A 23,109-nucleotide genomic window follows, 5' to 3' on the forward strand; every position below is an offset into this window, starting at 1 on the left:
CCTCCTGCACGGGCCCGTAGTCCACCGGGTCGCGCAGGGCCGCCCGCAGGGCGAGTACGGCGGCGGCGGCTTCGGTGACGCCGGTGGTGTGCAGACGGGCCCTCAGCAGCGCGGGGATCTCCGCGCGCGTGAGGCCCGCCGCGACGGCTGGTTCGAGGCCCGCGCTGTAGGTGTGGGCGCCGACCCGGGAGCCGCCCGTCGGCGAGGAGGTAGGGGGCGAGCAGCGCCATCAGAACATGCTGTACCGCTGGGCCAGCGGCAGTTCGGCGGCGGGGACCGGCTCGACGAGCTCCCCGTCGATGCGGATGGCGAAGGTCTCCGGGTCCACGTCGATGGCCGGGAGCGCCGTGTTGTTCGGCAGGTCCGCCTTGGTGAGGTGCCGGGTGGGCCGTACGGCGACCAACTCCCGTACCAGGCCGAGCCGTTCGGCCAGTCCGTCGGCCAGCGCCATCGGGGAGACGAAGCCGACCGACAGGTGCGGCGCGGCCTCGGCGGCGGCGGTGGCGCGCAGGAGGACCGGCTGGGTGGTGGGGATCGCCGCGCCCGCGTCGCCCAGGGGCGCGTACACGGCCATGCCGCCCTTGATGACGGCGGCGGGCCGGATGCCGAAGAAGGCGGGGTCCCAGAGCACCAGGTCGGCGAGCTTTCCGGGCTCCACGGAGCCGACGACGTGGTCGATGCCGTGGGCGACGGCCGGGCAGATCGTGTACTTGGCGACGTACCGGCGCGCCCGCTCGTTGTCGGCGGGCAGTTCGCTGCCGCGGTCGCCGAAGCGCTGCTTCATGACGTGGGCGACCTGCCAGGTGCGGCAGACGACCTCGCCGACGCGGCCCATCGCCTGGGCGTCGGAGGAGGTGATGGAGAGTGCGCCGATGTCGTGCAGCACGTCCTCGGCGGCGATGGTGGTGGCCCGGATCCGGGACTCGGCGAACGCGAGGTCCTCGGGGACGCGGGGGTTGAGGTGGTGGCACACCATCAGCATGTCGAGGTGCTCGGCGACCGTGTTGACGGTGTGCGGGAGCGTCGGGTTGGTGGACGCCGGGAGGATGTTCGGGTGGGAGGCCACGGTGATGATGTCGGGAGCGTGGCCGCCGCCCGCGCCCTCCGCGTGGAAGACGTGGATGCCGCGTCCGGCGATGGCGTCGAGGGTGCCTTCGACGTAGCCGACCTCGTTGAGGCTGTCCGCGTGCAGCGCCACCTGGAGTCCGTACGCGTCGGCCGCCCGCAGCGCGGCGTCGATCGCGGCCGGGGTGGCGCCCCAGTCCTCGTGGACCTTGTAGCCGCCGGCACCGCTGAGGGCCGCCTCGCGCAGGGCTTCGTCGCCGACGGTGGAGCCCTTGCCGAACAGCATGACGTTGAGCGGGACGCGGTCCAGGGAGCGGTGCATCATGGCGAGGTTCCACGCGCCGGGGGTGACGGTGGTGGCCTTGGATCCCTCGGTGGCGCCGGTGCCGCCCCCGATGACGGTGGTGGTGCCGGTGGCGAGCGCCTCGTGGAGGGTCTCCGGCATCAGGAAGTGGACGTGGGTGTCGACGGCTCCGGCCGTGAGGACGCGCCCCTCGCCGGAGATCACGTCGGTGCCGGGGCCGATCACCAGACCGGGATGGACGCCGTCGCTGATGTCGGGGTTGCCGGAGCGGCCGAGGGCGACGATCCGCCCGTCGCGGACGCCGACGTCGGTCTTGACGACGCCCCAGTGGTCCAGGACCACCGCGTTGGTGATGACCAGGTCGGGCGCGCCCTCGGCCCGGGACGCGGTGGCCTGGGCCATCGACTCGCGGATGGACTTGCCGCCTCCGAAGACGGCTTCGTCGCCGCCGAAGCACCGGTCCTCCTCGACCTCGATCCACAGATCGGTGTCGGCGAGGCGGATCCGGTCCCCGGTGGTGGGGCCGTAGAGCGAGGCATAGGCGGCGCGGGTCAGCTGGGCCATGTCACAGGTCCTCCGTTCGAGGCGTGGGTGTGGTGGCCGGTGTGCGGTTCCCGGGCAGCACGATGCCGGGCACGCGGCGGTGGCCGCGGAGTTCGACGAGGCCGACGTCGACGCCGACGCCCGGTTCGAAGCGCAGCGACGTGCCCGACGGAATATCGAGCCGAAATCCCCGGGCCGCGGCCCGGTCAAAAGAAAGCGCCGGATTCGCGTCGGGGAAATGCAGATGTGATCCGACCTGAATGGGCCGGTCACCGTCGTTCACCACGGTGAGCGGCAATACCGCGCTTTCCGCGTTGATATGCAGCACTCCGGAGCCGGTCCGGATCTCGCCCGGGATCACGGGATCGGCGAGGTGATCGTGACGAGCTTGCGCCCGTCCGGGAAGGTCGCCTCGACCTGGACGTCGTGCAGCATCTCGGGGACGCCTTCCAGCACGTCAGCACGGGTGAGCACCGCCCTCCCCGCTGTCATCAGCTCGCTGACCGGGACACCCTCACGGGCCCGTTCCATCGCCCAGCACGCGAGCAGGGCGACGGTCTCCGGGTAGTTGAGGCGGACGCCGCGGGCGCGCCGGTCGCGCGCGATCATTCCGGCAACACTCAGTAGCAATTTCTCCGTGTCGGACGGAGTCAGAACATGGGAAAACCTCCATGACGGCCTCCCCGGAATTCCCGGCGGCGCCTGAACCACATGCCTCTTATAGCCCTTCCCGTCGAGGCATGGCAAATTCTCACGCGCGGCAAAAAGTCCCTTTTTGTGGTTACGACCCACTACATACGGGCAAAGCGCACAAAAAACGGCCCGCCACTCCGGTGCGAAGCGGGCTCGCCGCGCACCGGCCGGGCTCCGCGACCACCGGGCGCTCTCCGCCCGGCGACCCGCGGCCCGCAGTCCGTCGGCGCGCTTCCGGAGTCCGTGAACCCCCCATCGATCCGGTGTGACCTGGGTCACGCCCGACTCCTGTCAGCAATCGGAGCGCTGTCCCGTTCAGGGGGTACACGAACGAGACAGGAGCCATGTCATGAAGCACCGCATCGTCGTCCTCGGCGCCGGCTACGCCGGGGCTTTCGCCGCCGGCAACCTGGCCCGTCGGCTCTCCCCCGCCGACACCGAGATCACCGTCGTCAACGCCGCACCCGACTTCGTCGAGCGGATGCGGCTCCACCAGCTCGCGAGCGGCCAGGATCTCGCGTCCCGCAAACTCGCCGACGTATTCGCGGGCACCGGGGTGCGGCTGCGTCTGGCGCGCGTCACCGGTATCGACCCCGAGCGCAGGACCGTCGCCGTGACCGGCGACGACGGCCCCGGTGAACTCGCCTACGACACCCTTCTCTACGCGCTCGGCAGCTCCGTCGCCCACCATGACGTCCCCGGCGCGGCCGAGTACGCCTTCGATGTGGCCGGCCGGTCCTCGGCGCTGCGCCTGCGGGAGCGCCTGGCCGCCCTGGGCGAGGGAGGCACCGTCCTGGTCGTCGGCGAGGGACTGACCGGCATCGAGACCGCGACCGAGCTCGCCGAGTCGCGCCCCGGACTCTCGGTCGCGCTCGCGGCACGCGGCGAGCTGGGCGCCTGGCTCTCCCCGAAGGCGCGCCGTCACCTGCGCGGCGCCTTCGACCGGCTCGGGGTCACCGTGCACGAGCACACCGCCGTCGAAGCCGTCGAGGCGACACGGGTGATCGCCGCCGACGGCAGGTCCATCCAGGCCGACGTGACCGTGTGGACGGCCGGGTTCGCCGTGCACCCCATGGCGGCGGCCGCCGGGCTGGAGGTCGCCGGGACCGGCCAGATCGTCGTCGACCGCACCATGCGTTCGGTCTCTCACCCGGATGTCTACGCCGCGGGCGACTGCGCCTACGCGATCGGCGAGAACGGTCGGCCGCTGCCGATGTCCTGTGCCTCGGCCGGTCTCACCAACATGCAGGCGACCGCCGCGATCATCGCGCGCCTGACGGGCCGCGAGGTCCCGGCCACCGGGCTGAAGTACTTCGGCAACCACATCAGCCTCGGACGGCGGGACGCCATCTTCCAGATGGTGGACGGGGACGTCCGGTCGAAGGCCTGGTACCTGGGCGGCCGAACCGCCGCACGGCTCAAGTCGGGTGTGCTCAGGGGGGCCGGGTGGGGCATCGCCCATCCGACCTTCGGCATGCCGAAGCGCAGGCACCGCCTGACGCCCGCGCCCGGCCGGACCGGTGCGCGGGTCACCGCCTAGGCTGTTTCGCATGGACAGCGCAGCCGTCGATCAGTTCGAGGCCGGCCGGAACAGGCTGGCCTCGCTCGCGTACCGCCTGCTCGGCTCGGCGGCCGACGCCGAGGACGCCGTGCAGGACACGTTCCTGCGCTGGCAGGCCGCGGACCGCGAGCGGATCGAGGTTCCGGAAGCGTGGCTGACCAAGGTCGCCACCAACCTCTGCCTCGACCGCCTCCGCTCGGCACAGGCGCGTCACGAGCGAACGGCCGGCGCGTGGCTGCCCGAACCGCTCCTCGACGGCGACCCGATGCTCGGCCCGGCCGACACCTTCGAGCAGCGTGAATCGGTGACCTTGGCCGTACTGACCCTCCTGGAGCACCTCTCGCCGACCGAGCGGGCCGTCTACGTCCTGCGTGAGGCGTTCTCGTACAGCCACGCCGAGATCGCCGCGATCCTCGACATCACCACATCGGCGAGCCAGCAGCATGCCCATCGGGCCCGTACCCGGGTCGCAGCCGAGCGCCGCCGCGGCGGCGCGGCCGACCCCGCGTCCGCGCGCCGGGTCGTCGAGGAGTTCCTCGCCGCCGCCACCTCGGGGCGCACCGATCGGCTGGTGGCGCTGCTCACCGAGGACGTGACGGCGGTCTCGGACGGCGCCGGGCTGGCCAGGCGGCTGCTGCGGTACCGGTCGCGCGAGCGGGTCGCCACCTTCGTGCGGGCGGGTTTCAAGCCCACGCCGGCGAAGCGGCGGCTGGCCGGCGGTTCGCCGGCGCTGCATCTCGCGCGGGTCAACGGCGCCCTGGCCGTCGTCGCCGTGGTCGGGGGCCGGGTGGTGGGCGCCGTGGCGTTCGAGGTCAGCGACGGCAAGGTCGCGTCCCTGTACGGCATCGCCGCCACGGACCGGCTGGCGCGGCTCGACGAGGCATGGCAGCACCACGAACCCGGCGTACCGGTCATCGACACGTGGTGACCGGACGGTGGCGGATTTCGCCGAGGAGGAGGACGGCGGGGCGGTCCTCCCGCGCCTCGCGATAGCTTGCCCTCCATGGCTGAACTCGATGGCGCCGCCTGGCCGCCCGTCCCGATCAGGACGCAACGGCTCGTGCTCCGTGGGTCCGAGGCACGGGACCGTGCGGCGTTCATCGAGCTGTTCGCATCACCGGAGGTGGGCATCCACATCGGTGGGCCCCAACCGCGCGATGCTCTCGAACGCTCCGTCCCCGAGGTGCCGGGGCGACGGCGGGGCTTCTTCGTGGTGGAGCTCGACGGAGCGATGATCGGCGCGATCACTCTCGACCGTCGGCCCGGGGAACTGCCGGACCGCCTCCGTCCGGATGCCGGGGAGACCGAACTCGGCTATCTGTTCCTGCCGGAGGCCTGGGGCCTCGGGTACGCCTCCGAGGCAGGCGCCGCCGCGCTCGGCTGGTTCGCCGCGGCACTTCCCGGCGAACCGGTGGTGCTCTGCACCCGGACCGCCAACAGCCCCTCGATGCGCCTCGCGCGGAAGCTGGGGTTCACCGAGGTGACGCGGTTCGAGGAGTACGGCGCCGAGCAGTGGCTGGGCGTGTGGAGTCCGGTCACGCCGTCCGGCTGATCCAGGGCGGTGCGCCCTCGCGTTGATCCGGTGCCGTACGCCCTCGCGAGCAGGCCGGATCAGGGTGCTCCGCTGTTACACAACGATCATTGAGTGCGTCCGAACGCCCTCGACATACTTCAGGAATCCGGGGCCGAACGCGCCCCGTGCGGCCGGGCCTTCGCCCGCCCGAACCACTCCTGAGCAGGGACAATCTTGCGAAAAAGATCAACGAGGGCCTACGCGCTCGTCGCAGCGGCCTCGGTCGCCCTGACCGCGGGCATGACCGGTCCGGCGTCGGGGAAGACCGGCGGCCCGGACACGGCATCCCCGACCACCGCCAAGGCCTTAGAGCCGGGCGGCCGGACCGCCGACACCGTCACCCTGATCACCGGCGACCGGGTTCTCGTGGACGCCAAGGGCCGGGTCGGGGGCATCCAGCGGGCCAAGGGCCGGGAGGACATCCCCTTCTTCACCGAGATCCACGACGGCCGCACCCATGTGGTGCCGCGTGACGCCCGGCAGCTGATCGCGGACGGCAGGCTGGACCGGCGGCTGTTCGACATCACCGCACTGGCCGAGCCGGAGAGCCTGAAGGCCCACCGGGCCGGGCTCAAGGTGATCGTCGGCTACCGGGGAGCGGCGGCCGGGTCCGCCCGTGCCGAGGTGCGGTCCGCGGACGGCACCACCGTCCGCCGGGCCCTGTCCACCCTCGACGCCGATGCCGTCACCAGTGCCGCGGCCACCGACAGCGAGGGCGCGCTCTGGGACGCCCTGACACGTCAGCGGGAGGACGGTTCGGCGGCCACCGCGTCCGGTATCGCGCGGATCTGGCTCGACGGTGTGCGCAAGGCCTCGCTCGACCGCAGCACCGGTCAGATCGGCGCCCCGGCGGCCTGGGCCCGGTCGTTCGACGGCACCGGAGTGAAGATCGCCGTCGTGGACACCGGCATCGACGCCACCCATCCGGACCTGGCGGGCCGGGTGGCCGCGGAGCGGAACTTCAGCGGCTCCCCGGACGCCAAGGACCGTGACGGGCACGGCACGCACGTGGCCTCCACCGCGGCCGGCACGGGAGCGAAGGACGCCCGGTTCAAGGGCGTTGCCCCCGGGGCACGGCTCATCAACGCCAAGGTGCTGGACGATCAGGGCGTCGGTGACGACTCCGGCGTCATCGCGGGGGTCGACTGGGCCGTCGCCCAGGGTGCCGACATCATCAACATGAGTCTGGGCGGCGTCGACACGCCCGGAATCGACCCGCTGGAAGCCCAGGTCAACAAGGTTTCCGCGGAGAAGGGCGTCCTGTTCGCGATAGCCGCGGGCAACAACGGGCCGAACCAGGGCACGGTCGCGTCGCCGGGCAGCGCCGACGCGGCTCTGACCGTCGGCGCCGTCGACGACGACGACCGCGTCACCGACTTCTCCAGCGTCGGTCCCCGTACCGGCGACAAGGCCGTCAAGCCCGACATCACCGCACCGGGGATGTCGATCACGGCGGCGGCCGCGGCGGGCGTGGCGGGGCAGGACCCGCCCGGGTACCACAGTCTGAACGGCACGTCGATGGCGACTCCGCACGTCGCGGGGGCCGCGGCGATCCTCAAGCAGAAGAACCCCACCTGGACGGGCGACCGGATCAAGGCCGCCCTGACGGGCTCGGCCAAGGACGGCTCCCACTCGGTCTTCCAGCAGGGCGCGGGTCGGCTCACCGTCGACAAGGCGATCGACCAGACGGTCGTCGCCGAGCCGGCCTCCGTGAACCTGGGCACCCAGGCCTGGCCCCACACCGACGACACCCCCGTCACCCAGCAGGTGACGTACCGCAACAACGGCAGCGCCGACGTGACGCTGAACCTGTCGCTGTCCGCGCCGACCGGCGGGGACGGGCAGCACGCACCGGCCGGCTTCTTCGCCCTCGGGGCGCAGCGGGTCACGGTCCCGGCGGGCGGCACCGCCGCCGTGGACCTGACGGCCGACACCCGCCTCGGCGGTACGGTCGACGGCTCCTACTCGGCCACCGTCGTGGCGTCCGGGGGCGGCCAGACCGTGCGGACGGCGGCCGCGGTGGAGCGGGAGGCCGAGTCGTACGAGGTCACCTTCAAGGCCACCGGCCGGGACGGCGCGCCCAGCACCGGCTGGCAGGCGGACCTGAAGGGGTATCTCGGTCACGCCTCCGGCCTGCGGTTCTTCCCGGATCTGTCGTCCGGTTCGGCAACTGTCCGGCTGCCGCGCGGCACCTACAACCTGTCGGCCGACATGCTGGTCGACCCCGCGGCTCCGGGCAAGGGCGCCGATCTGATCAACAACCCCCAGTTCTCGGTGACCGGCCCGACCACGGTCGACCTAGACGCCCGGTCCACCCGGCCGGTGACGTTCAAGGTGCCGGACGCGGCGGCCACTCCGACGCGCGCGGGGATGATGTACGCCCTGAACACGCCCGAGGTGGGCATCACGCTGTGGAGCGACTTCACGAGTTTCGACAACGTCCGTACCGCGCACCAGGGTCCCCGGGCGTCCGACGGCTCCCTCTACCAGCAGTGGTCCGCCCACTGGAAGCAGGGGGGCACCGAGTACAACGCGCTCGCCGGCAGCCTGGTCCCGGAGCTGGCCACCGGCTACAGCAAGACGTACACGACCAAGAACATGGCCCTGGTGAAGGTGCGGATCGGGGCGTCCGTGCCCGGCCTCGACGGCATCGTCAGGGCGGACGGTGAACTGGCCAACGGCGGGATCGCCGCGCTCTACTCGGCGCACCCCCTGCCGGGGACCCGGAAGGTGTACCTGTCCACGGACGACGACGCCGTCTGGAACATCGCGGCCGGTGTGCTGGGTGAGAAGGACGCGGCCGGCAACCGGCAGGTCGAAGGGGCCTACTCCTTCGCGCAGTCACGACGTTTCGAGCCGGGGACGACGCACACCGAGACCTTCCATGCCGGTGTGATGGGGCCGCAGATCAAGGCCGGCGACGGGCTCGTGCGCGACGGCGACAACCTCTACGGTTCGCTGGCGCTGGTCAGTGACGGGCCGGGGCATCCCGGGTTCGCCCGGTACTCCGGTGCGTCCACCACCATCCACCGCGACGGCGTTCTGTACGCGAAGGAGGACGCGGCCATCGACGAGCGGTTCTTCGCACTCCCTCCGGAGTCCGCCACGTACAAGGTGGCGACCACGATCAACCGGAACCCGGCGGTCTACCGCGCCGGCACCCGGATCGACGCCTCGTGGACCTTCACCTCCGCACGCACCGAAGCCCCGGCGACGCTGCCGGTCTCCACGGTCCGTTTCCTGCCGCGGCTCGCGCTGGACTCCACCGTCCCGGCGGGCTCCCAGCAGACGTTCCCCGTCGTGGTGCAGGGCGCGGCGGCCGGAGCCGGTCTGAAGGCGCTGCGGGTGATGGTGTCGTACGACGACGAGAAGTGGCTGCCCGCCAAGGTCACCGCGGGCAGGATCACCGTGAACGCCCCGGCGAAGGGCAAGGCGATCTCGTTGAAGGCCGTCGTCACCGACAGGAGCGGCAACGAGTCGACGGTCACGATCCACCACGCCTTCTTCGGCAGGTGAGGGGCCACCGGGCGGAACACCGTCCGGGGTGATGCCAGGCGAAGCGGCCCGTCGGAACGGAAGTTCCGGCGGGCCGCTGTCGTGCCGCCGGCGTGGTGGGCGGGGGCCGTCGGCCGTTCCCGCCTCGCGCTCGCTCAGCGTGCCGGTGCCGGGACCGGGCGGAGGGAGCAGTCGGCCGGGGCGAGGCCGCCGTCCTGCCCGACCAGGGTGACGGGCAGGGCCCCCTGTGCGTGCGCGGCGAAGGCGGCCGTGCAGACGAGTTGGTCGCGGGCGGGGGCGGACAGCCGCCTCACCCGCAGGTTCAGCCTGACCTCGACGGTGGAGGCGCCCGTCACGACCCGGTCCACGGCTGACGCCGCACGGGGCAGTGAGCGGGTGTTGCGGAGCCCGGCCCGCCGTTCGGCCTTGTTCGGCCCGTCGAGCAGGGCGGTGACGGCCGTCAGGGGCGACAGGGCCTCGCTCGCCTCCTCGCTCTCCGAGGGCGAACTCCCGGAGCCGCCCTGCCAGGGGACTTCGACGATCCGTGGCACGGGCAGCAGTTCGTCGTCGGGAGAGAAGAAGAACAACAGTATCCGTGAGTCCCGCGGAGGCAACAGGTCGCCGACCGGCGGTCTCCCGGCGCCGACCACGCCCGTCTCCTGGATACCGCAGCCGGAGAGCGGCGCCCCGGCGAGCGGCAGCAGCGTGGCGAGCGCGACCCCGCGGAGCGCCCGTCTCCTCACGCGGTGGCCTCCGTGCGGCCAGGACCCGTCCCCGGCTCTTCGCCGTGTGCGGCCGCCGGATCGTCCGGCGCGTCGGGCCTCGATGCGGGCCCGTCGAAGGGCAGTTCCACCGTGAACAGCGCGCCACCGCCGGGCGCGCTCGAAGCGCGGATCGTGCCGCCGTGGAGGACCACGTTCTCCCGGGTGATCGCGAGGCCGAGGCCGCTGCCCGATGAGCGGGAACGTGCGGCGTCCGCCTTGTAGAAGCGGTCGAAGATGTGCGGCAGTGCGTCGGGGGCGATCCCGGGGCCGCTGTCCCGCACCTCGGTGATCAGCGCACCCGCGCGGGACGACAGCCGTACGGTGACCGGTTCGGCGCCGTGGTGCAGGGCGTTGTCGACGAGGTTGGCCACGATGACGTCGAAGCGGCGCGGGTCGAGGCGGATACGGACGCCCTCGGCCAGCTCCGCACGGACCCGGTCCTGCCACTGCCTGCCGGACAGGGTTCTGCGTATGGCCTCCGCCGCGTCCACCTCGTCGGTGTTGAGTCCGGCCGCGCGGGCGTCGAAGCGGGATATCTCCATCAGGTCCTCCACCAGCACGGCCAGTTTGCCGGTCTCGACGCTGATCAGGCGCACCGCACGGGCGGTGTCCGGGTCGAGTGTCCCGGCGTCCTCGTCCAGGACGTCGGTGACGGCGAGCATCCCCGCGAGGGGGGTGCGCAGTTCGTGCGAGACGTCCGAGGCGAAGCGCCGGGCCCGCGCCCCGGCGTCCCGGAGTTCCTGTACGGAGTGTTCGAGGCGGGCCGCCGAGCTGTTGAACGTCCGGGCGAGGTCGGCCATTTCGTCCCTGCCGCGTACGGTGATCCGCGCGTCGAGCCGCCCCCCGCCCATGGAGTGCGCGGCACGCCGCAGTTCCCGGACGGGGCGCAGCACGCTGCGCGCCGCGAACAGGGCGGGCACCAGGGCCACCACCAGTCCCGGCAGGGCACCGTCGCGGGCGGCGGTCACCAGCGCGTCGATGTCCGCCTCCTCGTTCGCCATGGGCATCACGGCGAAGAGGACGAGGCCGCTGGGCACCGCGCGGCCGCCCGCGACGACCCGGGTCATCACCGGCATCCCGATCGTCAGGTACGCCTTCTCGTCCTTGACGACCCGCTGGAAGCTGCCGTGCGGCGAGGTCCGCGCGGCGCGGCGCAGCTCTCCGGTCAGCACACCGGAGACGGGCCGGTCGCCCGAGGAGACGCGCACCGAGCCGTACTCGGCGAACACGATCCACGGATGGGGCTTGGAGCGCGCCGCGATGTCGTACAGCTCCCACCGGACCGATTCCAGGTCCAGTGGCAGGCCGGGGACGAACCGCTCGACCTCCTCGCGGAAGGAGGCTACGGCCGTGTCCTGCGCGCGTTCGAGGACCGCGCTGCGAGCTTCCCGGTAGGTCAGCGCGGCGGTGGTGACCGCGCTGACCGCGGCCACCAGGAGGAACGCGAGCACCAGCCGGGTACGCACGCCGAACGCGACGGCCGCTCCGGGTATCTTCACAACGGGCCGAAGCGGTAGCCGAATCCCCGCAGGGTCTGAATGTACCGAGGGCTGTCGGACAGGTCTTCGATCTTGATGCGGAGTCGGCGCACGCAGGCGTCCACCAGGCGCACGTCGCTGTGGTAGCTGTGATCCCAGACCTCTTCCAGGAGCCGCTGCCGGCTGAAGACCTTTCCCGGCGCCGCGGACAGGAACAGCAACAGCTTCAGCTCGGAAGGTGCGAGGGCGACCGGCTCGCCCGACTTCAGGACGGTGTGACCGGCCCGGTCGATGTCCAGGTCGCCGTGGTATTCGACGGCGGGCCGGACACCGACCGGGGCCTCGATACGGCGCAGCACAGCACGGATGCGGGCCTCGATGACCTCGGTACGGGCGGGCTTGACGACGTAGTCGTCCGCACCGGCCTCCAGGCCGACGACGATGTCCACGTCATCACCGCGCGCGGTGAGCATGATGATCGGCAACTGGCTGTTCGCGCGTACGCGGCGGCACACCTCGACACCGTCCATCACGGGCAGCATCAGATCGAGCAGCAGGAGGTCGGGGCGGAACACGTCCAGCGCCTCCAGGCCTGCCTCGCCGGTCGCGGTGGCGAGGACCTCGTGCCCGCGCCGGCGCAGCCCCATCTCGACGCCGTCGCGTACGGACGGATCATCTTCGACAAGGACGACGCGTGGCATGCCGGTATCTCCAGGTCCTGGGACAGGAAAGATCGCGAGAGGGGCTTTCGGCGGGCGAGTGGCGGGACCGGGCTGCCGGAAGGGCCGCGGGTTCAGGTGGCGGGGCGGGTGTGCACGCTGACCGCGTAGCCACCGCCGTCGTTGTACGGGTCGCCGCTCCAGGTCGCGTAGCGCTGCCGCAGGACCAGTCCGGCCCGGGCGCACCAGTGGTCGAACTCGGTGATGGTCACCGGTGCTTCGTCGAGCGGCAGGTGCGCCGGGTCCAGTCCCATGCCGGTGACCAGCAGACCGCCGGGGCGCAGTGCGGCGGCCAGGTGCCCGACGACGGTCGCCCCGGTGCCGGGGGCCAGCAGGGGGATGACGTTTCCGGCGGCGAGCACCAGGTCGAAGTCCGGGTCCAGACCGAGTGCGTCCAGGCGGGCCAGGTCACCGAGGCGCCAGTCCTGCGCGGGTGCTTCGCGGCGTGCGACGGCGAGCATCGAGGAGTCGACGTCCACGCCGGTGCAGTGGTGGCCCAGTTCGGCCAGCCGGATCGCGATCCGGCCGGTGCCGCAGCCCGCGTCGAGCACCCGGCCGGCCGGACTCAGCAACGCGGCGCAGAAGGAGGCCTCGCCGTGGATGTCGTGGCCCGACTCGGCGAGCCGTGCGAACCGCTGGGCATATTCCTCCCCAGCCTGTCCACCGGTCAGTTCCGCCCAACGATCGCGTTGCCCAGTCATGTTCAGCTTGCCTTCCGGTCAGCCCGCAGCGGGAGCATAAACGAGACTGTCACACGGCGTCCGGTTCGGGTGGCTCCCGGCCGGGCTCTCCCGCCGAGCCCGGGACACCTCCGTAGGATCGCGGCACGGACGACGACGCACGGAGGACACGATGGGCGGCCAGGTCACCGCGGTGAGCCGCAACGAGCGGTACGCGTTCAGCAAACCCACCCACCCGTCCATCACCCTGCTCGCCGGGCTCGGCGTGGAAGGGGACGTGCATGCGGGAAAGACGATTCGCCACCAGTTCCGCATGACGTACGAACCGGACCTGCCCAACCTGCGCCAGGTCCACCTGATGCACGAGGAACTCTTCGCGGAGCTCGCGCTCAAGGGCTTCGACGTGTCGGCGGGCCAGCTCGGCGAGAACATCACGACCGCGGGAGTGGATCTTCTCGGCCTCCCCACCGGATCCCTCCTGCGCCTCGGTGAGGATGCGGTGTTGGAGGTGACCGGGCTGCGCAATCCGTGCGCGAAGATCAACGACTTCCGTCAAGGGCTGCTGGGCGAGGTCTTCGCCCTGGACCCCGTGTCGGGCGAGTTCACCTTCAAGTCGGGCGTCATGGCCGTGGTCCGTACCGGTGGGACGGTCCGCGCCGGCGACGCCGTCGGGATCGAACTGCCGCCTCTCCCTCACCAGGCCCTGGAACGCGTCTAGACGACCCGTCCGAGAAGGCCGAGCCACCACCCGGCCCCGGCCCGGTCGGCAGTCGGCGCCGATTCCGCGGCGGACGCTCCCCCGTCGCGACCGGGGAGCGGCCTCTGCGGCCGACGCGGCCCCACCGCACGGCCGGCGCCCGGCTCACGCACAGCTGCCGCAGCGCGTGAGCCGTAGGGCGAAATGAGCTTCGGGTTCGCTTCAGTTCGGGCTGTTAGAGTGCAGTCCTGCGGCGGCAATTCGCCGAGCGGCTTTGGCACTTCAGCTTGCGGGCCGAATCGACCGGGACAGGGAGCGTAGGAATGCGCTGCAGGGAGATGCTGGCCTTCTACGCCGGAATCGCCGTGCTGCTGATGATTTCCGCGTTCGCTCTCGGCGCCTCGGCTCAGACCCTGCAGACCGTCGACACGGCGACTCATTCTCACGCCGTGTCCGTATTCGACGGGTCAGGGCCGAGCACTCCGCTGGAGGGCGTGGACGGTGACGTCACGCTCCAGCACCGCCACAAAGCGGGAAGCACGACGGCCTCGCCTCCTGTGCAGGCAGGCATTCCCTCATCGTCACCGGATCCTGACGACTGTGCGACGGATGTCGCCCGGCAGCATTCTTCGCACTCGGGCTCGCGAAGCCCTGACCGTGTCCAGATCCTTCGCTGCTGAGCGAACCATCCGATCACCCTGCGGCAGCCCGCCGGGCCCCCGCACGGCCTGGCGCCAGTCAGCGGCTCGGCCCTCGACTCGGCGAAGTGCACCCTGCCCCGACCCGTTCGGTGCGCAGGCCCTCGGCGCTCAGGCTCTGATCTCCCGCTCGCGGATACGTCATCACGTCCCGCGTCACGCGGAATTCCGCCGCGACGCGATCGCGATGCCCCTCGGATTCCTCTCTCGTTATCCGATCGGATCCTGTGGGGTTTCCCGCCCCAATAGATATGACGCCGATGCGGTCAGCACCCTGGCCTCGGCCCCCGACTCAGTCCTGGAGCAGACGCACATGCAGTATTTCCCCCTCGCCTCGGAGCCGGCGAGCGGCATCGCGGGATGGGCGACCAGCCTTGTCGAAACCTTGGGCGGCCCCGGGGCCGGGCTGGCGATCGCCTTGGAGAACCTCTTCCCGCCGTTGCCGAGCGAAGTCATTCTGCCGCTGACGGGTTTTGCCGCGGGGCAGGGAGTGATCAGCCTGTTCTCCGCCCTGTTCTGGACGACGCTGGGGTCGGTGGTGGGTGCTGTCGCCCTCTATCAGATCGGCGCTCTCTTCGGCCGGGACCGTATGTACGCCCTGTGGGAGCGGCTTCCGCTGGTGAAGGTGTCCGACCTGAAGAAGACCGAACAATGGTTCCTCAAGCACGGCATGAAGGCCATCTTCTTCGGCCGGATGATTCCGATCTTTCGCAGTCTGATCAGTGTCCCGGCCGGCGTCGAGCGGATGCCTCTGCCGATCTTCGTCCTGCTCACCGCTCTGGGCAGCTTCATATGGAACTTCATCCTCGTCATGGCCGGATATCTGCTGGGTGACCAGTGGGACCTCGTGGAGAGTTACGTCGGGGTGCTCTCGAAGGTTGTTCTGGTGCTGGTGGTCGCAGCGCTGGCCGTGGCGGTCGGTCGCAGGCTGCGTTCCCGTCGAGGTGATCGGCAGAAGGACCACGCGTGATCGGTTCGACGAGCCTCCCGGAGCCGCCTGCTTCGGGTGACTCACCGGTCAGCGGGCGAGGGCCGCCGACGGGCGGTCCACGAAGAATGGTTGCAAGAGGCCGCGCACGTTGCGCGGACCATCGATCCGATCGACAAGGTGGCACGCATGGCTATGTGGGACCGCATCAAGGACCAGGCCAAGGGGCTGCAGCAGCAGTCGCAGGGCACAAGGGGCCCCGCCGGCCAGCGGCAGGCGGGTACCGGAGCCGCGGGCGGCTCGAAGGAGAAGCTGGTGGGGCTGCTCAAGTCGCAGCTCGGCTCCCTGAAGACGGAGCTCAAGAGCGGGGCGTACCGGGACGCCAGTATGGCGATGTGCGCTCTGGTCGCGGCCGCCGACGGGTCTGTCGACCCCGCGGAGCGGCACCACGTGGAGACGCTGATCCTGCAGAACGACGTACTGCAGAACTTCCCTCCCGAGCAGTTGCGGCAGAGGTTCAACAAGCATGTCGATCAGATGATGTTCAACTTCCAGCAGGGCAAGACCGAGGCCATGCAGGAGATCGCCAAGGCCGCGAAGAAGCCCGTGGAGGCCAAGGCGGTCGTCCAGACCGGCTTCGTGATCGCCGGTGCGGACGGGTACATCGCCCCGGCCGAGGCGCAGGTTCTGCGGGAAGCGTGCATGGCGCTCGGGGTGTCGCCGCAGGAGTTCGGCCTCTGATCCGGCCGGTGCGCTTCTCGTAGCGGGCAGGTGCCCGGCGGGCGTGACCGTGTGACGTCCCGCCGGGCCCCGGCCCGTCAGTCGTCGGTCAGGGTCACCGCCCCGACCGGGCAGGCCCGTACGGCCTCCCGCACCAGCGGATGGTCCCCCGGCTCCGCCGGGCGGCCGGGAAGCGTCTCGCTGAACCCGTCGTCGTCCTGCGTGAACACGTCCGGCGCGGTCAGCGCGCACATGCCGGCCCCCACGCAGCGTTCCTTGTCGACCTGGACTCCCACGCCGCTCACCAGGCCACGGGCAGTTCCAGCAGACCCTGGATCGTGTCCCCGGGTTTGTGCTGGATCTCGTGTGCGGGCACGGCGAGCCTGAGTGACGGCAGCCGCTCGAAGAGCGTGCGCAGGGCGATGTCGAGCTCGGTGCGGGCCAGGTTCTGGCCCAGGCACTGGTGGACGCCGAAGCCGAAGGCGAGATGGTGGCGGGCGGACCGGTCCCAGTCGAGCGTCTCCGGATGCTCGAACACCTCGGTGTCGCGGTTGATGAGCGAGGTCGAGAAGAGCACGCCCTCGCCCTCGCGGATCGTCGTCCCGGCCACCTCGATGTCCTCGGTCGCCAGCCGCTGAAGACCGTCGGCGATGGACAGGAACCGCAACAGCTCCTCGACCACCGCGGCCGTCGTCGTCCCTCCGGACCGCAGTGCCTCCAGTTGCCCCGGGTGCCTCAGCAGTGTGAACGTGCCGAGCGAGATCATGTTCGCCGTCGTCTCGTGCCCCGCCACGAGCAGGATCACGGCGAACGAGACGAGGTCCTCGCGGTCGACGGGCCCCTCCGGGTGGTCCCGGTGGATCAGCTCGTCCAGGAGCCCCTCCCCCGGCTCGACCCGCTTGCGGTCGATCAGGGCACCCAGATAGTCCTCCAGCTCGATCCGGGCCCGGTCCACATCGGCCGCGCCCGGACCCCGCAGGAGCCGGCGCGAACAGCCCTCGAAGAACTCGTGGTCGGCGTACGGAACACCGAGGAGCGCGCAGATCACCATCGACGGCACCGGCAGCGCGAAATCAGCGACCAGCTCGGACGGCGGCCCCTGCCGCTCCATCGCGTCCAGCAGTCGGTCCACCGTCTCCTGGATGCGAGGGCGCAGCGCGGCGATCCGCTTCACGGAGAAGCTCGGGATGAGCATCCTGCGCTGGACGTTGTGCTCGGGGTCGTCGACGCCGAGCAGGACCACGCGCCGCCGCTGCACGTTCACGAACCGCTCGGCCGGAACGGGAAACCCGGGATGGGTTCGGTCGGTGGACAGCCGCGGATCCGCCAGCAGCCGGCGGGCCAGGGCGTGGCCGGTGACCGCCCAGACCGGACGTCCGTCGAAGAGGGTGACTCGGCTCAGCGGCCGGTCCGCGCGCAGCGGTTCGTACCCGGTGGGCGGGTGGTAGGGGCACTCGCGGTCCTGCGGGAACGGTGTCGCGGAGGTCGGTTCGGTGGTAGGGCCGGTGAGAGCGGGGTCCTGGCGGGCCGGTTCCGTCGTGGATTCCGTCATGGGAGCGGTCGCCTCGCAGTGCTCGGTGATAGGTGCGGAGCGGGTCGCTCCGCACCTCACCCAATTGGATGCCCCAGGCACCTATCGGGTCGACGCCCGGACCGGCCACTTCGCGGGACCGCGGATCTGGCCGGTGTCTTTCGCACACGGTCGAACGGTTTCGCGTCCGCTCAGGTCCAGCGAGTGCGGTGGAGCGGCACCGGAGCGAGCATCGCCCCCGCCGCGGCCGGAACCGTTCACCGCGACGTCCGGAACCATGCCGTCGAACCGTGCCGCCCACGGCCGGTGGAGGCGCGCCCGAGCTTCCCGTGCCGCACGGCGACGCCCCCGCGGACGCGTCGGGTCACGCCGTCACCTTGGCGATGAACGCCACGAGGTTCGCCACGGTTCGCTCGATCTGCTCTTCCAGGGTGAGCGACTCCCGGAGCCGCGCCCCGACGCCCGCGTCCTTCTTCCCGCGTACGTAGAGCGAGCAGGCGAGGTCGCTGCACATGTAGGCGCCGACCGAGTTGCCCTGCTGGCCCGCTTTCCCGGACTTGGGGGCCACCAGGAGGGAAATGCCTCCGGTGTGGACGGTCACACAGATCGAGCACATGCTGCGGCGGGTCTGCCAGGATCCGGCGTCGGAGGAGCGCAGCTGGATGCCGACGGGACCCTGGCCCGGGTCGAGCACCAGGTAGGCCCGGTCGGGGGCCTGAGGGTCGCGCCAGCCCAGGAAGTCCAGGTCGTCCCAGGGCCGGTCGGCGATGTCGCGGGGTACGGACAGGCGCTTGGCCTCGCCCTTGGTGCAGTTCACGAAGGAGGTACGGATCTCTTGCTCGGTCAGGGGCTTCATGCAACTCACGCTAATTTGCCTAATCCCATTAGGCAAACATATATTTGCTTAGGTAACCGCAGGTAAGCGTTCGGAGGTTCGCATGGCACGAGCAGGGCCGGCCGCGGAGCGCGTCGTACGGGCGGGGGCCGAGCTGGCGGACGAGATCGGCTTCGAGCAGGTGACCCCGTCGGAGCTCGCCCGGAAGCTGGGCATCAAGACCGCGAGCCTGTATTCACACGTCAAGAACGCCCACGACCTCAGGACGAAGATCGCCCTGCTGGCACTGGAGGAACTCGCCGACCAGGCGTCGGCGGCGCTCGCGGGGCGGGCGGGCCGCGACGCGCTCGGCGCCTTCGCCAACGCCTACCGCGACTACGCCCTCCAGCATCCGGGACGCTTCGCCGCGGCAGGGTTCCGGCTCGACGCGGACACGGCGGCCGCGAGCGCCGGCGTCCGGCACTCCCGGATGATGCGGGCGATCCTGCGCGGCTACGACCTGACCGAACTCCAGCAAACACACGCGGTGCGGCTCCTGGGCAGCGTCTTCAGCGGCTACGTGGGGCTGGAGACGGCCGGCGGTTTCCGCCACAGCTCCCCCGACTCCCAGGAGAGCTGGACGGAGATCCTCGACGCGCTCGACTCCCTGCTGCGCAACTGGCCCGCCCCCTCCTGACCCGCCTCCCGCCCCTCGACGAACGAAGAGGCCGAGAACATGACCATCCGGCACGACTGGACGACGACCCCCATCAGCGCCGACATCCTGCGGGGCGCTCTCGACCTGGAGCCGACCGAGCGCGGCGTGCTGCCGCACCGGCTGCCCGCGCGGGCACGGCGGCAGATTCCCGACGACCAGTTGGCCATGGCCGAATCGCAGCCCTCCGGGGTCCGGCTGGCGTTCCGCACCCGGGCCACCGTCGTCGAGCTGGACGTGGTGGCCACCAAGCGCGTCTACCCCGGAGCGCCGCCGCGCCCCGACGGCGTGTACGAGCTCCTCGTGGACGGCCGCCCCGCGGCCCGGGCCAGTGCCCCCGACGGCGACACGATCACCATCGATCTGGCCTCGATGGCCTCGCGGACCCGGCCCGGTCCCGTGGAAACGCTCCGGTTCACCGGCCTGCCGGACGATGAGAAGGACGTCGAGATCTGGCTTCCGCACGACGAGACCACACTCCTGGTCGCCCTGCGCACCGACGCACCGCTCCAGAGCCCCGCCCCGACCGGCCGGCCCGTGTGGCTGCACCACGGCAGCTCCATCAGCCACGGATCCAACGCCGCCACCCCGACCGGCACCTGGCCCGCCCTGGCCGCGAACCTCGGCGAGGCCGAGCTGATCAACCTGGGATTCAGCGGCAGCGCCCTGCTCGACCCCTTCACCGCCCGCGCCATGCGCGACACCCCCGCCGACCTGATCAGCGTCAAGCTCGGCATCAACCTCGTCAACGCCGACCTGATGCGGCTGCGCGCGTTCGGCCCGGCCGTCCACGGCTTCCTCGACACGATCCGCGAAGGCCACCCCACCGCACCGCTGCTGGTGGTCTCGCCGATCTGCTGTCCCATCCACGAGACCACTCCGGGCCCCAGCGCCCCGGACAGCAGCGCGATGAGCGAGGGGCGGCTGCGGTTCGTGGCCATCGGCGACCCCGCGGAGAGCGCCGCCGGGAAGCTGACCCTCACCGTCATCCGGGACGAGCTGGCCCGGATCGTCGCACAACGCGCCGCCGCCGACCCTCATCTGCACTACCTCGACGGCCTCGACCTCTACGGCGAGAGCGACCACGCCGAACTCCCGCTCCCCGACGACCTGCACCCGGACCCCGCCGCCCACCGGCGCATCGCCGAACGCTTCGCCCGCCTCGCGTTCGGCCCCGACGGACCGTTCGGCCCGAAGAACCGGTGAAGCCCCCGCTCCCGGGCCCCGGCGGCGGGTGCCGGGAACGGGGGTGACCGGGCGCCGGTTCAGAACGGGGCCGGCACCTCTTGTGTCCTCGTACGACCGGTTACGAGGCGTCCACCAGGACACGCCCGTCAGCCGGCACGCGCGGGGCGAGGCCGCCCGCGTAGGCGGACTCGACGCGGTACTGCTCGGCCGCGTTCGGTACGGCGTTCTTGCAGCTGATGCCTGCGCTGGATCCCGACATCAGCTGGGAGCAGGGGCCTGGCTTGGTGTCCGGCAGACCCAGGCTGTGGCCGAGTTCGTGAGCGGCGATACGGGTCTTGTCGTGGCCCTGGGAAACCGCCTGGCTGCCCAGCTCCACCCTGGCCCGGCCACCGGGCCGGACCGGACCGAGTGTGGCCTGCGGCCAGCCGCTGGTGGCCACGATCTGTATCTCGGCACGCGTGCCGGGTGCGGCCTCGACCAGCTTGACGTTGTCGACGTTGGAGTTCCACGAGGCGACCCCTGCCGCGATCTCCGCCTCCCAGCCGCCGGCCCGGCTGTCGTCGTACCGGAGCGTCACCACCGCCGACGCGCCCTGCGCCGCCGCCGGGTCCGGCGCGGGAGCGGCCTGCGCCGCCGTAGCGGTGGCCAGGGTGATCGCCGCGGCGACACCGACTGCTCTGAGCCATCTGGAATCCAGCATGGTTGTCCCTTCACTCATGGGGGGCTCGGCTCCGCGCGGAGCCGAGGGAGTGGGAGGATCGCCACCGCGAACCGTGGGGACGCAAGGGCCGGTTGCCGATCCTCCCGGGGCCGCAGAACCTATGCCGCGATCGCGGCTTGATCATGCACCTGCCATAAAATGAGGCCGGAAACGCACCCTGCCGGGATCTTCGGCCCGGGACGCTTCGTCCCATCGGGTCGCCCCCGGCGCCCCGGTCGCGGGCATCGTCGCCATCCGGGGCATGTTCCGTACGCTGAGGGCATGCGCATGCGACCCACCCTGAGCTGGACCTCCACCGAGGAGCCACTGCCGGGCACGACGGACCTGGAGCCGGTCGTCGAGGCGCTGCGTGGTGGCGGTGTTCTGGTCCTGAGCGGTGCGGGCATCTCCACGGAGTCGGGCATCCCCGACTACCGGGGCGAGGGCGGGAGCCTGAGCCGCCACACCCCGATGACCTACCAGGACTTCACCGCCGACGCAGGGGCCCGTCGCCGGTACTGGGCGCGCAGCCATCTGGGCTGGCGTACGTTCGGCCGCGCCCGGCCCAACGCCGGGCACCGGGCCGTGGCCGCGTTCGGGCGGCGGGGGCTGCTCTCGGGTGTGATCACCCAGAACGTCGACGGCCTGCACCAGGCCGCCGGCAGCGAAGGCGTCGTGGACCTTCATGGGCGCCTGGACCGGGTCGTCTGCCTGTCCTGCGGTGCCTCCAGCCCGCGCCCCGAGCTGGCGCGCCGGCTGGAGGAGGCCAACGAGGGCTTCGCGCCGGTGGCCGCCTCGATGAATCCGGACGGCGACGCTGATCTCACGGACGAGCAGGTCGGGGACTTCCGCGTGGTGCCGTGCGCGGTCTGCGGCGGCGTCCTCAAACCGGACGTGGTGTTCTTCGGCGAGGCCGTGCCCCCGGGGCGGGTCGAACACTGCCGCGACATGGTCCGGGGGGCGAGCACCCTGCTGGTGCTGGGCTCCTCGCTGACGGTGATGTCCGGGCTCCGGTTCGTCCGCCAGGCCGCCCAGGCGGGAGTTCCGGTGCTGATCGTCAACCGGGACCCGACCCGGGGCGACCGGCACGCCCTGACCCGTATCGCCCTCCCGCTGGGCGACGCCCTCACCACCGCGGCCGGCCGGCTGGGCGTTCCCGTCGACGACGACCGGACGGCAGGGTCCGGGTGAGGTCGCGGGGTGTCCCCGGGCTCTACCGGGCGAACTTCCTCAGCTCCTCCGCCAGCGAGCTGATGGCCGCGGGGTTGCGCGGGCTCTCGACCAGGTCCACGTAGTCGAGTACGACGATCCGGTCGTTCAGAATCGCGGATACGCCGGCGAGCGGCTTGTAGGACTTCAGGAACCTCCGCTTCTCGTCCGCTCCGGTGTCGCCGTAGTCGTTGATGACGATGACCTCGGGGTCGCGGTCGACCACGGTCTCCCAGCCCACCGTCGTCCAGCTGTCCTTGAGATCCTTCATGATGTGGTCGCCGCCGGCCTTGGTGATGATGTCGTGCGGTCCGGCGTAGGCGCCCGAGGTCAGCGGCTTGTCCTTCCCGTCGTCGTACAGGAAGACGCGGAGACGGTCACCGCCCTCGGCCGCCTTCGCCCGTGCGGCGGCGACCTCCTCACGGAACGATGTGATGAGGGTGTCCGCCCGGTCCTCGACGTCGAAGATCTTTCCGAGGTTCCGCAGGTCGGTGTAGAGCGCTTCGAGCGGGGGCATGACTCCGCGCGCCTTGCCCTGCCCGTTGCGGCACGACTCGCTGAGCAGGTACGAGTCGATGCCCACGCGCTCCAGTTCTGCGGGGGTGAACCCCTCCCCCTCGTTGAATCCGTAGTTCCAGCCGGCGAAGACCAGGTCGGCGCGGGCGTCGAGGACCAGTTCCTTGTTGATCCGCTCCTTGGAGAGCCACTTGGTCTTCCGGTAGCCGTCCTTCCAGGGGACGGACGTCATGTCGCCCTTGTCGTCGGGCATCACGTACCCGGCCATGTGGTCCTCGAGTCCGAGGGCGAACATGATCTCGGTGATCCCGGTGTCGTTGGTGACGACGCGTCGCGGGGCCTTGTCGTACGTCTTCTTCTCCCCGCAGTTCTCGACGGTGACCGGGTAGTGGCGGTCGGCCCCGGACGCGGTGTCCTTCCCGTCCGCCTGCGAGGTGACGTCCGCTCCGCAGCCGGTGAGGGCCAGGGCGGCCGCGAGGACGAGGGCCGCGGTACGTAGGGGGTCGCGCATGGTGGTC

Annotated in this window: 22 protein-coding genes and 1 pseudogene; 10 read left to right on the forward strand and 13 right to left on the reverse strand. The window is 71.3% G+C overall.

What is annotated here, in order from left to right; translation table 11 throughout:
- The 4 genes and pseudogenes from CR470_RS41125 to ureA all read right to left on the reverse strand — a co-directional run.
- A pseudogene (locus CR470_RS41125) lies at positions 1–230 on the reverse strand (urease accessory protein); the annotation flags it as partial.
- A complete protein-coding gene (locus CR470_RS09205) occupies positions 230–1,933 on the reverse strand; it encodes an urease subunit alpha (protein WP_097867074.1) in 1,704 nt (567 codons plus the stop codon). The gene CR470_RS09205 and the pseudogene CR470_RS41125, both read right to left, overlap by 1 nt.
- A gap of 1 nt (position 1,934) precedes the next feature.
- The gene (gene ureB, locus CR470_RS09210) at positions 1,935–2,273 is read right to left on the reverse strand and encodes an urease subunit beta (protein ID WP_097867075.1); all 339 of its coding nucleotides are present in this window, start codon (positions 2,271–2,273) and stop codon (positions 1,935–1,937) included.
- A complete protein-coding gene (ureA, locus tag CR470_RS09215) occupies positions 2,270–2,521 on the reverse strand; it encodes an urease subunit gamma (RefSeq protein ID WP_097867076.1) in 252 nt (83 codons plus the stop codon). The genes ureB and ureA overlap by 4 nt, the downstream gene beginning before the upstream one ends.
- Positions 2,522–2,954: 433 nt before the next feature.
- Between ureA and CR470_RS09220 the strand changes: the two genes are divergently transcribed.
- The 4 genes from CR470_RS09220 (at position 2,955) to CR470_RS09235 (ending at position 9,255) form a co-directional block, all read left to right on the forward strand.
- A complete protein-coding gene (locus CR470_RS09220) occupies positions 2,955–4,145 on the forward strand; it encodes an NAD(P)/FAD-dependent oxidoreductase (protein ID WP_097867077.1) in 1,191 nt (396 codons plus the stop codon).
- A 10-nt stretch (positions 4,146–4,155) separates the two neighbouring features.
- Complete coding sequence (locus CR470_RS09225) at positions 4,156–5,094, forward strand: sigma-70 family RNA polymerase sigma factor (protein WP_097867078.1); 939 nt, start codon at positions 4,156–4,158, stop codon at positions 5,092–5,094.
- A gap of 75 nt (positions 5,095–5,169) precedes the next feature.
- Positions 5,170–5,718, forward strand: coding sequence for a GNAT family N-acetyltransferase (locus CR470_RS09230; RefSeq protein ID WP_097867079.1), 549 nt, complete (start codon positions 5,170–5,172; stop codon positions 5,716–5,718).
- 195 nt (positions 5,719–5,913) lie between these two features.
- A complete protein-coding gene (locus CR470_RS09235) occupies positions 5,914–9,255 on the forward strand; it encodes a S8 family peptidase (RefSeq protein ID WP_097867080.1) in 3,342 nt (1,113 codons plus the stop codon).
- 134 nt (positions 9,256–9,389) lie between these two features.
- Here the strand turns inward: CR470_RS09235 and CR470_RS09240 are convergent, their stop codons facing one another.
- From CR470_RS09240 to CR470_RS09255, 4 genes are all read right to left on the reverse strand, one after another.
- The gene (locus tag CR470_RS09240) at positions 9,390–9,977 is read right to left on the reverse strand and encodes a hypothetical protein (RefSeq protein ID WP_097867081.1); all 588 of its coding nucleotides are present in this window, start codon (positions 9,975–9,977) and stop codon (positions 9,390–9,392) included.
- Positions 9,974–11,497, reverse strand: coding sequence for a sensor histidine kinase (locus CR470_RS09245; RefSeq protein WP_097867082.1), 1,524 nt, complete (start codon positions 11,495–11,497; stop codon positions 9,974–9,976). Before CR470_RS09245 ends, CR470_RS09240 begins: the two co-directional genes overlap by 4 nt.
- Positions 11,494–12,177: a response regulator transcription factor gene (locus tag CR470_RS09250; protein WP_097867083.1), complete on the reverse strand. Its 684-nt coding sequence runs from the start codon at positions 12,175–12,177 to the stop codon at positions 11,494–11,496. The genes CR470_RS09245 and CR470_RS09250 overlap by 4 nt, the downstream gene beginning before the upstream one ends.
- 92 nt (positions 12,178–12,269) lie before the next feature.
- Positions 12,270–12,896, reverse strand: a complete 627-nt coding sequence (locus CR470_RS09255) for a class I SAM-dependent methyltransferase (RefSeq protein WP_097867084.1) — start codon at positions 12,894–12,896, stop codon at positions 12,270–12,272.
- 151 nt (positions 12,897–13,047) lie between these two features.
- Between CR470_RS09255 and CR470_RS09260 the strand changes: the two genes are divergently transcribed.
- The 3 genes from CR470_RS09260 (at position 13,048) to CR470_RS09275 (ending at position 15,939) form a co-directional block, all read left to right on the forward strand.
- Complete coding sequence (locus CR470_RS09260; protein WP_097867085.1) at positions 13,048–13,593, forward strand: MOSC domain-containing protein; 546 nt, start codon at positions 13,048–13,050, stop codon at positions 13,591–13,593.
- 990 nt (positions 13,594–14,583) lie between these two features.
- Positions 14,584–15,240: a DedA family protein gene (locus tag CR470_RS09270; protein WP_097867087.1), complete on the forward strand. Its 657-nt coding sequence runs from the start codon at positions 14,584–14,586 to the stop codon at positions 15,238–15,240.
- A gap of 147 nt (positions 15,241–15,387) precedes the next feature.
- Positions 15,388–15,939, forward strand: a complete 552-nt coding sequence (locus CR470_RS09275; protein WP_179892191.1) for a tellurite resistance TerB family protein — start codon at positions 15,388–15,390, stop codon at positions 15,937–15,939.
- A 77-nt stretch (positions 15,940–16,016) separates the two neighbouring features.
- Here CR470_RS09275 and CR470_RS09280 read toward each other — a convergent pair whose 3' ends face one another.
- The 3 genes from CR470_RS09280 to CR470_RS09290 all read right to left on the reverse strand — a co-directional run bounded on the left by CR470_RS09280 (position 16,017) and on the right by CR470_RS09290 (position 18,305).
- Entirely contained in the window at positions 16,017–16,223 is a 207-nt protein-coding gene (locus CR470_RS09280) for a ferredoxin (RefSeq protein WP_097867089.1), read from the reverse strand.
- The gene (locus CR470_RS09285) at positions 16,220–17,470 is read right to left on the reverse strand and encodes a cytochrome P450 (RefSeq protein ID WP_097867090.1); all 1,251 of its coding nucleotides are present in this window, start codon (positions 17,468–17,470) and stop codon (positions 16,220–16,222) included. Before CR470_RS09285 ends, CR470_RS09280 begins: the two co-directional genes overlap by 4 nt.
- Positions 17,471–17,813: 343 nt before the next feature.
- On the reverse strand, positions 17,814–18,305 hold the full coding sequence (locus CR470_RS09290; RefSeq protein WP_097867091.1) for an FBP domain-containing protein: 492 nt from the start codon (positions 18,303–18,305) through the stop codon (positions 17,814–17,816).
- A gap of 82 nt (positions 18,306–18,387) precedes the next feature.
- On the opposite strand from CR470_RS09290, the gene CR470_RS09295 reads away from it, so the two are divergent.
- Entirely contained in the window at positions 18,388–18,960 is a 573-nt protein-coding gene (locus CR470_RS09295; RefSeq protein WP_097867092.1) for a TetR/AcrR family transcriptional regulator, read from the forward strand.
- Positions 18,961–18,999: 39 nt separating this feature from the next.
- On the forward strand, positions 19,000–20,184 hold the full coding sequence (locus CR470_RS09300) for a GDSL-type esterase/lipase family protein (RefSeq protein WP_097867093.1): 1,185 nt from the start codon (positions 19,000–19,002) through the stop codon (positions 20,182–20,184).
- A 100-nt stretch (positions 20,185–20,284) separates the two neighbouring features.
- Here CR470_RS09300 and CR470_RS09305 read toward each other — a convergent pair whose 3' ends face one another.
- Positions 20,285–20,866, reverse strand: a complete 582-nt coding sequence (locus tag CR470_RS09305; RefSeq protein WP_097867094.1) for a snapalysin family zinc-dependent metalloprotease — start codon at positions 20,864–20,866, stop codon at positions 20,285–20,287.
- A gap of 282 nt (positions 20,867–21,148) precedes the next feature.
- Here CR470_RS09305 and CR470_RS09310 point away from each other — a divergent pair, with 282 nt between their 5' ends.
- Complete coding sequence (locus CR470_RS09310) at positions 21,149–22,057, forward strand: NAD-dependent protein deacetylase (RefSeq protein WP_097867095.1); 909 nt, start codon at positions 21,149–21,151, stop codon at positions 22,055–22,057.
- Between the two features lie 22 nt (positions 22,058–22,079).
- On the opposite strand, the gene CR470_RS09315 is transcribed toward CR470_RS09310, so the two are convergent.
- Positions 22,080–23,102, reverse strand: coding sequence for an ABC transporter substrate-binding protein (locus CR470_RS09315; RefSeq protein WP_097867096.1), 1,023 nt, complete (start codon positions 23,100–23,102; stop codon positions 22,080–22,082).
- Positions 23,103–23,109: the final 7 nt, after the last annotated feature.

It is taken from the genome of Streptomyces sp. rh34 (assembly GCF_002551245.1).
Classification (GTDB): domain Bacteria; phylum Actinomycetota; class Actinomycetes; order Streptomycetales; family Streptomycetaceae; genus Streptomyces.

Excerpts from the sequence above, each read along its gene's own strand:
- CR470_RS09250 (WP_097867083.1), bottom strand. The coding sequence starts at position 12,177 with ATGCCACGCGTCGTCCTTGTCGAAGATGATCCGTCCGTACGCGACGGC.
- CR470_RS09300 (WP_097867093.1), top strand. The coding sequence starts at position 19,000 with ATGACCATCCGGCACGACTGGACGACGACCCCCATCAGCGCCGACATC.
- CR470_RS09225 (WP_097867078.1), top strand. The coding sequence starts at position 4,156 with ATGGACAGCGCAGCCGTCGATCAGTTCGAGGCCGGCCGGAACAGGCTG.
- CR470_RS09205 (WP_097867074.1), bottom strand. The coding sequence starts at position 1,933 with ATGGCCCAGCTGACCCGCGCCGCCTATGCCTCGCTCTACGGCCCCACC.
- CR470_RS09260 (WP_097867085.1), top strand. The coding sequence starts at position 13,048 with ATGGGCGGCCAGGTCACCGCGGTGAGCCGCAACGAGCGGTACGCGTTC.
- CR470_RS09230 (WP_097867079.1), top strand. The coding sequence starts at position 5,170 with ATGGCTGAACTCGATGGCGCCGCCTGGCCGCCCGTCCCGATCAGGACG.
- CR470_RS09315 (WP_097867096.1), bottom strand. The coding sequence starts at position 23,102 with ATGCGCGACCCCCTACGTACCGCGGCCCTCGTCCTCGCGGCCGCCCTG.
- CR470_RS09275 (WP_179892191.1), top strand. The coding sequence starts at position 15,388 with ATGGCTATGTGGGACCGCATCAAGGACCAGGCCAAGGGGCTGCAGCAG.
- CR470_RS09295 (WP_097867092.1), top strand. The coding sequence starts at position 18,388 with ATGGCACGAGCAGGGCCGGCCGCGGAGCGCGTCGTACGGGCGGGGGCC.
- CR470_RS09285 (WP_097867090.1), bottom strand. The coding sequence starts at position 17,470 with ATGACGGAATCCACGACGGAACCGGCCCGCCAGGACCCCGCTCTCACC.
- CR470_RS09220 (WP_097867077.1), top strand. The coding sequence starts at position 2,955 with ATGAAGCACCGCATCGTCGTCCTCGGCGCCGGCTACGCCGGGGCTTTC.
- CR470_RS09305 (WP_097867094.1), bottom strand. The coding sequence starts at position 20,866 with ATGCTGGATTCCAGATGGCTCAGAGCAGTCGGTGTCGCCGCGGCGATC.
- CR470_RS09270 (WP_097867087.1), top strand. The coding sequence starts at position 14,584 with ATGCAGTATTTCCCCCTCGCCTCGGAGCCGGCGAGCGGCATCGCGGGA.
- ureA (WP_097867076.1), bottom strand. The coding sequence starts at position 2,521 with ATGATCGCGCGCGACCGGCGCGCCCGCGGCGTCCGCCTCAACTACCCG.
- CR470_RS09310 (WP_097867095.1), top strand. The coding sequence starts at position 21,149 with ATGCGCATGCGACCCACCCTGAGCTGGACCTCCACCGAGGAGCCACTG.
- CR470_RS09290 (WP_097867091.1), bottom strand. The coding sequence starts at position 18,305 with ATGAAGCCCCTGACCGAGCAAGAGATCCGTACCTCCTTCGTGAACTGC.
- CR470_RS09255 (WP_097867084.1), bottom strand. The coding sequence starts at position 12,896 with ATGACTGGGCAACGCGATCGTTGGGCGGAACTGACCGGTGGACAGGCT.